Here is a 12790-nt window from a genome sequence, read left to right on the forward strand (position 1 = left end):
CGCGTCACGGCGGCGTTCACCGGCCCGCCGGACCGCGTCCGGCCTCCGCGCCGTCGTCGGGGCGCAGGCTCAGCCGCTGGTGGACGAGGCGGGCGACGTCGGCCAGCGTCAGGCCGCTGCCCATGAGTTCGGCGGGCGAGATGAGCAGGTCGAAGCGGTTGCGGACGGCGACGAGGAGTTCGGCGCCCATGAGCGAGTCCAGCCCGTAGTCCTCCAGGCGGCGACGGGGGTCCAGTTCGTCGCCGCTCATGTGCAGTACGCCTGCCAGGAGGGTGGCGAGCATGGCGGTGACGGCCGCCTCGGCGTCGTCCGGTGCCATGCGCGCGAGTTCCCGCAGCACGTCGGCGTGGGGGCGGCTGGTGTCGTCCGTGTCGTCCGGCACGAGCCGGTGGAAGCGGGGGCCTGCGAGCAGCGGGAACAGGTCCTTGGCGCGTGCCCAGTCGCAGCGCTCGACACCGGCGACGGCGGTCTCGCCGGCCGGCAGAGCGCCGGCCGCGGTGAACGCCTCCCGTGGTGTGAGGGGGACCATTCCGGCTCGTGCGAGGGACTGCTCCATGTCGTGGCGGGCCACGTACCCCGCCTCCCCGATGACGCCCCACGCGATCGTCGTGGCGGGCAGGCCGGCGGCCCTGCGGTGCCGGGCGAGCGCTTCCAGATAGGCGTTGCCGGCCGCGTAGGGCGCCTGCGTGATGTTGCCGAGGGAGGCGGTGAGCGACGAGTACGCGAGGAACAGGTCCAGCGGCCGGTCACGGGTGAGCAGGTCCAGCAGGGCGCCGCCCGTCGTCTTGGGAGCCAGGACGGCGCCGACGCGCTCGTCGGTGAGCTCGGTCAGGCGCGCATCGTCCAGGTGCATGGCGCAGTGCACCAGCCCGCGCAGCGCGTGGCCGGTGGCGTCGATGTCCCGCAGGAGCCGCCGTACGGCGTCCGGGTCGGTGACGTCGGCCGCGTACGCGGTGGCCGTCACGCCCCGCTCGGTGAGGCGTGCCAGGACGGCGGCCGCTTCGGGGGCCCGGTCGCCGCGCCTGCTCACCAGGGCGAGGTGCCGGGCCCCGAGGTCGGCCAGCCGGGTCGCGGTCGCGGCACCGAAGCCGCCCAGGCCGCCGGTGACGAGGTAGGTGCCGGACGGGTCGAGGGCGGGCGCCGCGCCTCCGGCGGTCACCTGGACCGGCTCGTCCAGGGGGTCGAACGTGACGACGACCTTGCCGATGTGGCGGGAGTGCTGGAGGAGGCGGAAGGCCTCGTCGACGCGTGCGGCCGGGTAGGCGCTGTGCGGCAGCGGCCGGTACGTTCCCGCCGCCACGCGGTCCGACACCTCGGCGAACAGGGCGCCGTTGCCGGGTGCTTCGGGCGGCAGCGTGTTGAGGTCGACGCCGAAGAAGGCGATGTTGTGGTTGAAGGGGCGCAGCGACAGCGGCTTGTTCTCGTAGATGTCGCGTTTGCCGAGTTCGATGAAGCGTCCGCCCGGCCGCAACAGGTCCATGCTGCGGGCGATGGCCTCACCGGCGAGGGAGTTGACGACCACGTCGACCCCGGCGCCGTCGGTGATCCGGCGTACCTCGGGTGCGAAGTCCAGGCTGCGGGAGTCCAGGACGTGTGCGACGCCCAGGGCGTGCAGCCAGTCCCGTTTGGCTTCGCTGCCCGCGGTGGCGATCACCCGGGCGCCGCAGGAGCGGGCGTACTGGAGGGTGGCGAGGCCGATGCCTCCGGCGCCGCCGTGGACGAGCACCGTCTCCCCCGGTGCGAGCCGGGCGAGGCGGTGCAGGCTGTGGTGGACGGTGGCGTGGACGACGGGGAGCGTCGCCGCTTCCGCGAAGCCCATCCCGTCGGGGATCCGGCCGAGGGCCTCCTCGGAGGTGACGGTGTGCGAGGCCAGCGCGGCGGGAGCGAGACCGAACACCCGGTCCCCCACCGCCCATCGCGTCACACCAGGGCCCACCTCGGTGACGACGCCGGCGCACTCCAAGCCGGGGCCTTGCGCGCTGGGGGTGCCCTCTACCGCTTCCTGTGGCAGCAGCCCGTTCGCGTTCAGCGTGTCACGGTAGTTGAGCCCCGCTGCCCGTACGGCGACGGCCACCTGTCCGGCGCCGGGCCGGACGGGGGTGGTGCGCTGCCAGGTGAGGCGGTAGTGGAGGCCGGGGTCGCACACGCGGAGGGTGTACGCGTCGGTGGGCGCGGTCGCGGGCGTCGTAACGGCCGCGGTCACGGGCGCGGGCGCGGTCACGGGCGCGGTCACGGGCGCGGGCGCGGTCACGGGCGTGGTCACGGGCGCGGGCGCGGTCACGGGCGTGGTCTGCGGTACGAGGCCCGGCCGGGTGTGCGTCTCGCGCGGTACGAAGCGGCCATTGCGGGTGAGGACGATCTCGTCCTCGTCACCGGGAGCGAGTAGTTCGGCGGCCAGCCGCCGGGCATCGGTGTCCGGTTCGCCGCAGCGCTCCAGGCTGACGCGGCGGATGCCGAGCGCGGGCTGCTCGTTGGCGAGGGAGCGGGCCATGCCCCAGACGGGGGCGTCAGCGGGGAAGGCGGGGTTCTCCGGGGCGGGGAACAGCCCGCTGGGCCGCGTGACGAGCCAGAGCCGGACGGTGACGCCCTCGGGCAGGTCGTCCCGGCAGGCGGAGGCCACGGCGCGCAGGAGGGCGGCCCTGCGGGTGGCCTGTGCGGTCGTACGGGCCGGGTCGGTCTCCGGTTCGGCGAACAGGATGGTGAGGGCCACCCCCTGGGCGCCCGTCGTCAGCAGGCGGGCGTAGGACTCGGGTGCGGTGTCGGCGACGAGGGTGGTGACGGTGGCGGGGGCCTCGGAGGACGCGTGCCGTAGCTGTTCGGCGACCGCACGGCCCATCGCGGTCTCCCGCTCGCTCTCGACGGCGACGATCCAGGCGGTGTGCCCGTCCGGGGCGGGCGACGGCGCCGGGGCGGCGGGCCCCTCGGCGGCCGGAGCCGCGGCGAGCAGGACGGAGTAGTCGTCGCGCGTGGGCTGCCGGTCGTCGCCGCTGAGGACGACGTCGGTGAAGCCGCACTCCTCCAGCAGCGGTGGCCACTGGTCGCGGGCGAGCAGGATCGAGTGCGGGCGCAGATGCTGGTCGGCGCGCTGCCAGAAACTCTCCAGGGTGCCGAAGACGGCGCTCAGCTGTTCCGTGTCGTGGGGTTCCAGGGCCAGCAGCAGTCCGCCCGGCGCCAGGAGGGTCCGGACCCGGCGCAGCGCGGCGGCCACATCGGTGGTGGCGTGCAGGGCGTGCGCGGACACGACCAGGTCGAAGGCGCCTTCGGTGAAGCCTTGCGAGCCGGGGTCGGCGTTGAGGTCGAGGGTGCGGTAGTGGAGGAAGTCGTAGGCGGCGAAGCGGTGTTCGGCGCGGGTGAGGAAGGCGGCGGAGACGTCCGTGTACGTGTAGTGGGTGCGCTCCGGCGGCAGGAACGGCAGCAGAGCGGCCGTGGTGCCGCCGGTCCCGGCGCCGACCTCCAGGACCCGCAGCGGCCGGTCGCCCGGCCACGCCTCGACGAGGCCGCGCACCAGTGACTGGGCGACGCGGTTGTGGAACCGGGTCACCGGTGCGAGGTCGTAGGACTGTTCGTACGCGGAACCGTCGGACGCCAGGAGCTCCAAAGGGTCCCGGGTGCCGCGCAGAACCGCGTCCAGGTGCCGTGCCCGCCGGGCGTAGAGGGCCGCCTGGGAGCAGAAGGCCGGGTGGTCGGCCACGAACGCGCGCAGCAGTTCGGCGGCGCGGAAGGTGCCGGTCGTCAGCCGCCACCGCCCGTCCGGCAGGGACGACAGCAGGCCGTGCCGCTCCATCAGGGGCAGCATCAGCTTGACCAGGCGGCGATGGCGCATCTGGAGCCCGGCCGCCGTGAGCGTCCGCATGTCGAAGGCCGCGCCCGGCTCGGGCAGGAAGCCGCTCAGTACGTCGCCCCAGAGGTGGGCGAGGCCTTCCTTCGACGCGGTGACGAACGCCTCGTAGGGCGTTTCCCGCCAGGCGGTACGCAGCGCGGTGATCCGCTCGGCGGCCGCCGCCGCGATGCCGGAGGGTGTGAGCGGCGGGAACACCGGCGCGGGGCTGTCGGGGCGGGGCGCGGCGCGCAGCACGGTGTGGCGCAGCATGACGGGTGCCGTCTCGGCCTCGGCGAGGCGCCGCAGCCGGCAGCCCGCCATCTCCACGGTGACGGTGCCGTCCTCGTCGGTGACGGTGATGTCCCAGCAGACCTCGGCCGCGGTACGGGATCGCTCCCGTACGTGCACCAGGCCGGTGGCGGAGGGGGTGCGCCAGACGCGTACGGCGCCGATGGCCGACGGGAGGTAGGCGGCCCTGGCGGCCGGGTCGTCGTACAGCAGGGGCGCTCCTGCCTGCAACGCGCCGTCCAGCAGGGCGGGGTGGGCCTCGTAGGGGTTTTCCTCGGCGGTGCTGTCCTCGTGCCGGTAGGAGGCGAGCACTTCGCCGCTGCCCACCCGCAGGTCCATGAGCACGCGGAAGGCGGTCCCGTAGGTCAGGCCCGCGCGGTCGCAGGCCCGGTAGTGGTCGATGCCGCTGACGGTGCGCTGGCACCGGTCGCGTACGGCGGTGGCGTCGAGCGACCGGGGGCGCGCGCCGAGCAGGGCGCGCACCTGGGCCCGTACGTGTACGCGCGGTTCGTCGCCACGTGCGTCGGTGCTGGTGACCGTGAGGACTCCGTCGTCCGGTGTCACCGCCACCTGCGTACCCAGCGACTCGGGGTCGGGCCACGGCACCGCCAGGGGGCGGTGGATCTGGACGTACGCCACCTCGGCCGGGGAGGCGAAGGTGCGCCGCCCGGCCGCCAGGGCCATCTCGACGTAGCCGGTCGCGGGCATGACGACGGTCCCGGCCACCTTGTGGTCGGCGAGCCAGGGGACGAGGGAGGGGTCCACCTGGCCGGACCACAAGGGCTGCGGGGCGGGGATCCGCTCGCCGAGCAGCGGGTGGTCGATCCGGCCGTTGCCGCCGGTGCGCAGCGCCCAGTTCTCGGGGGCGCCGTTCCAGTGGCGTTCGCGCTGCCACGGGTACGCCGGCAGGTCGGCGGGGAGGGCGGGCCTCGGGAAGTGGCGGTCCCAGTCCACCCGGGCGCCCGCCGCGAGCAGTGCCGCCAGGGCGTCCGCCAGGCCGGCCGGGCCGTCGGCGTCGCGGTGCAGCGTCGGTACGTACGTCCTGTGTGCGGCGCGCCGCAGGTAGGGGCGCAGCACCGGGTGCGGGCCGATCTCGAGGAGGATGTCGGCGCCGTCGGCGAGGGCGCGGTCGACGGCCTGGGCGAACCGTACGTGTTCGCGGACGTTGCGCCACCAGTAGTCCGCGGTCAGTTCCTCGCCGGGGACGGGTTCGCCGGTGACGGTGGAGACCATCGGCAGCCGTGTCGCGGTGGGGGCGAGGCCCGTCAGGGCGTGCGCGAGCGGTTCGCGCAGCGCGTCCATGGCGCGGCTGTGGAACGCGTAGTCGAGGCCCAGGTCGCGGAAGAAGACCTGGCGGGAGGCGAGTTCCTCGCCGAGGGCGGCGAGGGCTTCGGGGTCTCCGGCGACGGTGACGTCCCGGCCACTGTTGATCCCGGCGACCTCCAGCCGCCCTTCGTACGCGGCGAGGACCTCGCGTACGCCGGCCTCGCCGAGACCCACGGCGGCCATCCGTCCGCTGCCCGCCGTAGCGGCCTGGGTGCGGCTGCGCTCGGCGATCACGCGTGCGGCGGAGGGCAGGTCCAGCGCCCCGGCGGCGTGGGCGGCGGCCACTTCGCCGACGCTGTGCCCGATGACGGTGGAGGGGCGCACGCCCCGCTCCGCCAGCAGGGCGACCAGGCCGGCCTGCACGGTGAACAGCATCGGCTGGGCGATCTCGGTGCGCTGCCAGTGGGTGCGGTCGCCGGTCTCCAGCCGTTTGGCCACCGACCATCCGAGGTGGGGGGCGAGGGCCGTGTCCACCTCGTCGACGGCGGCTGCGAAGACCGGTTCGTGCGCCATGAGGTCGGCGGCCATGCCGGGCCATTGCGAGCCGTTGCCGGAGAAGACGAACGCCACCGTGCCGTTTCCGGTCGTCTCGCCGACGGCCCCGGCGGCGGCTTCGCCGGTGCGGCCCGGGGCGTTGCTGTCGCCGTCGCCCGGGAACAGTCGCGTCAGCCGGGCCGCCGCCTCCCGGGCCCCGCTCGCCAGGACGACGGCGCGGTGCGGGTGCGCGCTCCGCCGGAGGCACGTGGTGTGGGCCAGGTCGTAGAACTCGCCCGGGTCGGCGGTGGCGAGGCGCTCCGACACCCTGGCGGCCGCTTCGCGCAGCGCCTGTGCCGAGCGCGCGGAGACGAGCACCGGCAGCGGCCGGTCGCCGTCCGGTGCCGTGGCCTGCCGGGGCAGCGGGGCGGCGGCGGGCGGAGGGGTCAGGACGACGTGGGCGTTGGCACCGCCGAACCCGAAGGAGTTCACGCCCACGGCGGACCGCTCGGTCACCGTGACGGGGTGGGGCTCGACGGCCGGGGCGAGCCCCAGGCCGGGGAAGTCGATGTCCGGGTGGAGCGGCGCGGCGTGCAGGGACGCGGGGACGTGCCCGTGGCGGAGGACGAGCAGGGCCTTGAACAGGCCGGCCATGCCGGACGCGGGCTCCAGGTGCCCGAGGTTCGACTTGACGGAGCCCAGCGGCAGCGAGCCCACGCTGCGGCGCCGCCCCAGCGCGTGGCCGACGGCGCGGGCCTCGACGGGGTCACCGGCCGGGGTGCCCGTGCCGTGTGCCTCGAAGTAGACCAGGTCGTCGGGGTCCACTCCCGCCTCCGCGTAGACGGAGCGCAGCAGTTCCTCCTGCGCCGACGCGCTGGGCAGCGCCACGCCCTGCGTCCTGCCGTCACAGTTGCTGCCCGAGCCGGCGATCACCGCGTGGACGCGGTCGCCGTCGGCCATGGCGTCGGCCAGGCGCTTGAGGACCACCACGCCCCCGCCCTCGGCGCGTACGAAACCGTCGGCCTCGGCGGAGAACGCCGCACACCGCTCGCGCCGCGACAGCATGCCCGCCTGGGAGAAACCCACGTAACAGAGAGGGCTGATCAGGAGGTTGACGCCACCGGCCAGCACCGTACGGCCGCCGCCCTCCTTCAGGAAGCGGCATGCCCGGTCCAGTGCCACCAGTGAGGAGGAGCAGGCCGTGTCGATCGCCATGCTGGGCCCGCGTACGTCCAGGAAATGCGACAGGCGGTTGGCCCCGAGGGCGGCCGCGCCACCGACCATGGTGTACGGGTTCACGCCGGCGGGCAGCGAGAGCTGCAGCGTGCCGTACGAATGGTCGGACATTCCGATGAACACACCGGTATTCGAACCGGTGAGTGACGAGGCCGGGATTCCGGCGTCGTCCAGCGCCTCGACCGCCATTTCCAGCAGCAGCCGGTGCTGGGGGTCCAACTGCGCCGCCTCCCTGGGGGAGATGCCGAAATAGCCCGCGTCGAATCCGGCGACATCGGAAAGGAATCCACCTGCGGCCGTGTACGCCTTTCCGGGCCGCGGCGTACGCCTGTCGACGAACCGCGGCACGTCGAAGCGGTCGTCCGGCACCTGGCCGACCAGATCCCGCCCGTCCCGCAGAGCACCCCACAGGCCGCTCAAGTCGTTGATGTCACCCGGCAGTCTGCATCCGACACCGACCACAGCCACGGCACCGTCAGAACCGTCGACGTCGGTAAATCCCATGAGTATGCCTTCCGTAGGAGTACACGGCCGTGGGGCATCACAGTCCTCGAATCTTCAACCTACGGCCGTCGGCGGAAGGCGTTCGGCGCACACGCCGGGCTCCCCCGGATCGGCAAACTTCCCTCCTTTGGAGGGAATACGATGTCCGTATTCCCGGACTGATCCGGTACGACTCCGAAATCGATACCGTGGCGCAATGCTGCCTCCCACACGCGCCCGCCTCTCCGGTCTCGCGGTCTCGCTTCCCGCCCAGTACCGGACCATGGAAAAGACCCGCGAGGAGATCGCGCGTCAGAGCCCCTTCGTCCCGCCACCGGGGGCGCTCGAAGACCTGACCGGTATCCGTGGGGTACATGTCAGGGATGCGGGTGAACAGGCCTCCGATCTGGCCGTCTCCGCCGCCACAAAGGCCATGGCGGAAGCGGGCGTCGGGGCCGAGGACCTCGATCTGCTGCTGTTCGCGTCGTGCTGCCAGGACCTCTTCGAGCCGGCCACCGCGCACATCGTGGCCGCCAAACTCGGCGCCGGCTGCCCCGTGTTCGACGTCAAGAACGCGTGCAACAGCGTGCTCAACGGGCTCGAAGTGGCAAGCGCCTTCATCGAGTCGGGCCGGTACCGCACGGTACTCATCGCGTGCGGGGAAACGCCCACCATGACCACCCGCTGGCGCGTGCCCGACCAGGAGGCGTTCCTCCGCGCCCTGCCCGGATACACCCTGTCCGACGCCGGAGCCGCCCTCCTCCTGACCGCCGGACCGGCCGGCGCCGACGACCCGGGCGTACTGACCACCCACTTCGGGGCCGACTCCACCGCCTGGGACGCGTGCACCGTGGAGAGCGGCGGCTCCCTGCACTTCCGCCCGGCCGACGACGAGCCCACCTACATCCGGCTCAACGGCGACCTGCTGCGCAGCGCCGCCCTCGACATGGCGCCCCGGGCCTTCGGCCGCGTACCGGAGGAGCTGCGACGGGCCCGCGAGAGCGCGTTCATCGCCTTCCACCAGATCTCGCGCCGGCAGTACGACGAAGTCCTCACCGCCCTCGACCTGCCCGCCGACCGCTGCCTGCCGGCGGTGGTCGACCACGGCAACACCGCGTCCGCCTCGCTTCCCCTCCAGCTCGTCCGTGCCCGGGAGAGCGACCGGACCGAACCCGGGGATGAGGTGGCCCTCATCGGCATGGCGAGCGGCTTCAGCGCCGGACTGGCCCTCATCCGGCTGTGACGTCCTGTTCCTCCCGGGCCACCAGGCGGGACAGTTCGACGCGGGAGCGCACCCCGAGGAGCGAGAAGACGTTGCGCAGGTGGTGGTCGACGGTACGGGGGCTGATGGACAGCCGCAGCGCCACCTCGCGGTTGGTCGCCCCTTCGGCGACGCACCGGGCGATCCGGAGCTGCTGCGGGGTGAGGCACGCCAGCGGACCGGCCGCCTCCCGTGCGGCGGCCGCGCCGGTGGCGCGCAGTTCGGCCCGGGTCTGTTCGGCCCACACCCGGGCACCGGAGCGCTCGAAGGCGTAGAGCGCGTCCTTGAGCCGGCCCCTGGCCTCACGCGGCCTTCGCCGCCGCCGCAGCCACTTGCCGTACAGCAGCAGGGTACGGGCGCGCTCGAAGTCGCCGCCCGCGCGTTCGTGCCGGGTGAGGGCGTACGCGTAGAGCGCCTCCGTCTCCCCCGGCGGGGCCAGCAGTGCGCGGCAGCGGGCGAGCTGGGCGGGGGCCTGCGGGTCGCCGCCCACCGCCGCCCAGAGGGCGAACTCCTCGACGGCGGTGCGCGCGTCGGCGCCCGGCTCGCCCGCGAGCACGGCGGCCTCGACGAAGCAGGGCGCCATGAGCATCCGTACGGCGAAGTGACCGCGCCGGTGTCCCGGCCGCACCAGGGGGCCCAGCCGGGAGGCGGCGTCCAGGGCCAGGCCCCGCCCCAGGTCCGCCCGGGCGCGGGCCCATTCGGCGAGGCTCGCGGCCTGGGCGAGCCCATGGGGACCGGCGACCGCCAGGGCCGCCTCGGCGTGCGCGGTGAGCGCCGCCCCGTCGCCCTCGATCGAGGCCACCAGGGCGAGGGCGGCGTGGTGGTGGGCCACGACGTTGCGCTGGCCCGCGTGGTGCGCGGCGCGCAGGCCCTCTTCGGCGTGGGCGCGTGCGCGGGTGTGCCGCCCGGCCCGCAGCTCCGCGTACGCGAGGTGCTCGAGGGCTTGGGGTACGAGAGTGGCGATGTCGCGTGCCCGGGCCGCCGCCAGCGCCCGGGCGTTGACGTGGCAGGCGGTGGTGGTGTCGCCGAGCACGAGCGCCGCGACCCCGGCGCGCAGCAGTCCGGCCGGGTCGTCGTCGTGTCCGGCCCGCTCCAGCACCCGCCGCAGCGGGCCGCGCGCCTCGCCGAACCGGCCGCTGAGCGCGGCCAGCATCCCGGTCCGGTAGTCGTCGGTCCCGTGGTCGTCGGTCCCGTGGTCGTCGGTCCCGTGGTCGTCGTGGCCGGGTGCGGGGGCGACCTGGCCCTGTCCGCCGAGGGCGGCCAGGCAACCCGGGACGTCGCCCGCGGCCCACGCCGCCTCCATGGCGCCGAACCGGGCCGTCCGGGCGCCCTCCGGGTCGTACGGGTCGAGCAGTGCGGCTGCCAGGAGCAGCGCCTCGTGCGCGTCGCCCACGGGGCCGTCCCGCAACGCGAGGGTGCCGCGTACGAGTTCGGTGCCGCCCCGCACCGCGTCGTGCGCCGCCGCGCCCTCGCGGGCCGCCGCCAGCAGCTCCCTGGCCCGGCGCGGGCGGCCGCCCAGCCTGGCGTACTCGGCGGCGGCGGTCAGCCGTGCCGCGCGGGCGCTGTCCGTGGCGGTGAGGTCGGCCGCGCGGACGAACGCCAGGGACCGCTGTAAAGGCTCCGCCCGTACGTCCGGTGCGGCCGCGGCGGACACGAGCTCGGCGGCGAGCCGGGGGTCGGGGCCGTCGGCGGCCAGGGCGCGGTGCGACAGGTGGGCCAGCCGGTGGCGCTCCGCGTCCAGGACGGCCGCGAGCAGCGTGTGCGCCGCGCGCCGACGGGAGAGCGGGGCGCGGCGGTAAACGGCGCGGCGCACGAGGGGGTCGTCGAACCGGATGCGGTTCCCGGCGCTGCGCGCCACGCCGGCCGCCTCGGCGGGGTCCAGCGCGGCCGGGTCGAGGCCGGCGGCATGGGCGGCCCGCAGCACCAGGGACGCGTCGGCGCCCGAGCCGTCCGGGTGCTGTTCGTGGGCGGCGGCGACCAGGAGGAGCAGGTCGCGGGTGGTGGGCGGCAGTTCGGCCAGTCGGCCGCCCACGACACGCAGCAGGGCCGGTCCGTCGGCGAGCGGCCTGGGCAGCGGGGCGTGCCCGGACAACTGGGGCCCGGACAGCCGGTCGACGAGGGCGGTGAGCAGGGCGGGGTTGCCCTCGGCCTCGTACAGCAGTTCCTCGCGTACGAGCGGGTCGGTGGCGCCGCCGGTCAGCTCGTTCAGCAGCGCGCCCGCGGCGTGTTCGGTGAGCGGGCCGAGGCGCAGGAGGGGCAGGCCGGCGAAGTCGGGGGCGCCGGCCCGGTGTGCGGCCACCGACAGCAGCAGGCCGACGGCCGGGACGGAGTCGACGCGGCGGGCGGCGAAGCCCAGGGCGGCGCGCGAGGGCGGGTCCCACAGGTGCGCGTCGTCGACGCAGACCAGGAGCGGCCGGTGTGTCCACGTACGCCGCAGCAGGTCCAGGAGGCCGGTGGGGGGCAGGCCGGTGCGCAGCAGGGCGGCGGGCGGGCCGCCCGTGCCGGCCGGGAGGGGGGCGGTGCTCAGCAGCGCGTGCACCCCGCTGTGGGGGAGGTGGCGCTCGGCGGGGGCGGCGCGGGTGTGCAGGACGGGTCCGGCGCCGAAGTCCCGTACCGCCCGGTCCAGGAGGGCGGTACGTCCGAGGCCCGGCTCCCCGGTGAGCAGCAGCACTCCTGACCGGCCGGACAGCAGGCGTCCCGACAGGGCGGCCACGGCGTCCAGTTCGGCGTCGCGGCCGAACAGTCGCGGCGAAGCCGCGGCGGCGGTCGTGTTCGTGGTCACACCGGCCACGTTACTTGCGCGTAACGCGGGTCGGAAGCCTTGCGTCCGGCGGCTGCGCGGGGGCGCTCGTACCCTTTTGACGTGGGAAAACGACATGCGGGTAGGCCCGCCGATGGGCCCGCTCCCAACGGCGGTGCGGCAACTCTGTGCGCGTGCACAACGTGCGCCGGTGGCGGCCGCGCCCGCGGCGGCCGCCACCGGACCGGGGTGGAGCGTCAGGAGGTGTGCGGGCAGTTGCCGCGGTACTCCTCGATGGTCAGGCTCGGGCGCGGGAGCGGGCACAGGAACTGCTCGTAGCGGGTGTCATTGTCGATGAACCGCTTGAGCCACGAAATGCTGTACTTCGCGATGGTGGTGTCCGAGGTGTTCGGCGTGAAGTGGGACGCGTTGTTCAGCTCCAGGTACGCCTTGTCGAGCGTGGCGGGCAGCGACTCGTAGAACGGCTCGGAGTGCGAGGAGACCGGTGCGACCGAGTCGCCGTCGGCCCCGACGATCAGCGTGGGGGTCCTGAGTTCGGGCCACGTCTTGTCGGTGTTCCATCCGGTGAGCGGGATCGCGGCCTGGAGGGACGGCCGGCTCTTGGCCGCCTCCAGGGAGCCGCCGCCGCCCATGGAGTGCCCCATGACGCCGAGTCTGGTGCTGTCTATCCGGTTCCTGACCGTGCTGCGCTGGGTCAGGTGGTCCAGGGCGGCCAGGAGCTGGCGGCCCCGGCTGTCGGGCTGGTCGAGGGTGGTGATCGTGTCGATGGTGATGACGACGAACCCTTGGGAGGCGAGCCGCGGGCCCAGCCAGGCGATGGACGACTGGGTGCCGGTGAAGCCGGGCGAGATCGCCACGGCCCCGAACGTACCGTCGCTGGTGGTGGTCGGGTAGTAGATCGTGCCGCCACCGAAGCCGCTGGCGCTCAGCGACGAGACAGTGGTCTGCGAGACCGCGTAGGGCCCGCGCGCCGCCTCGATGCTCGCGGTGGTGGGGGCGGGGCCACGCTCGTAGGGGTTGTCCGCCGCCTGGGCGCCCGAGGTCATGGCGGTGCTGAGGCCGGCGACGGCCAGGAGCGCCACCAGGGCCGCGGTGAACGGCCGCTGGCGCCTCGGCGCGGCGGATGCAGGGGCGGGGGCGG

4 protein-coding genes are annotated in these 12790 nt (G+C 74.7%); 1 reads left to right on the forward strand and 3 read right to left on the reverse strand.

Features of this window, described 5'->3' with window-relative positions; all coding sequences use genetic code 11:
• Nucleotides 1-16: 16 nt before the first annotated feature.
• Nucleotides 17-7648 carry a type I polyketide synthase gene (locus BKD26_RS24785; protein ID WP_084902186.1) on the reverse strand — a complete coding sequence of 2544 codons (7632 nt, stop codon included), beginning with the start codon at nt 7646-7648 and terminating at the stop codon, nt 17-19.
• Nucleotides 7649-7844: 196 nt separating this feature from the next.
• On the opposite strand from BKD26_RS24785, the gene BKD26_RS24790 reads away from it, so the two are divergent.
• Nucleotides 7845-8870, forward strand: a complete 1026-nt coding sequence (locus BKD26_RS24790; protein ID WP_084902188.1) for a ketoacyl-ACP synthase III — start codon at nt 7845-7847, stop codon at nt 8868-8870.
• Here the strand turns inward: BKD26_RS24790 and BKD26_RS24795 are convergent.
• Together BKD26_RS24795 and BKD26_RS24800 are read right to left on the reverse strand one after the other, a co-directional pair.
• On the reverse strand, nt 8857-11670 hold the full coding sequence (locus tag BKD26_RS24795) for a LuxR family transcriptional regulator (protein ID WP_241518815.1): 2814 nt from the start codon (nt 11668-11670) through the stop codon (nt 8857-8859). The two genes, BKD26_RS24790 and BKD26_RS24795, sit on opposite strands and share 14 nt — an antisense overlap.
• 215 nt (nt 11671-11885) lie before the next feature.
• On the reverse strand, nt 11886-12695 hold the full coding sequence (locus BKD26_RS24800) for a dienelactone hydrolase family protein (protein WP_107417993.1): 810 nt from the start codon (nt 12693-12695) through the stop codon (nt 11886-11888).
• Between the last annotated feature and the right edge of the window lie 95 nt (nt 12696-12790).

This window comes from Streptomyces sp. CB03238 (assembly GCF_002099185.1).
In the GTDB taxonomy this organism is placed as follows: domain Bacteria; phylum Actinomycetota; class Actinomycetes; order Streptomycetales; family Streptomycetaceae; genus Streptomyces.

Bases quoted from the DNA above. Each gene is read 5' to 3' on its own strand.
- BKD26_RS24790 (WP_084902188.1), top strand. From the start codon at position 7,845: ATGCTGCCTCCCACACGCGCCCGCCTCTCCGGTCTCGCGGTCTCGCTT.
- BKD26_RS24785 (WP_084902186.1), bottom strand. From the start codon at position 7,648: ATGGGATTTACCGACGTCGACGGTTCTGACGGTGCCGTGGCTGTGGTC.
- BKD26_RS24800 (WP_107417993.1), bottom strand. From the start codon at position 12,695: ATGACCTCGGGCGCCCAGGCGGCGGACAACCCCTACGAGCGTGGCCCC.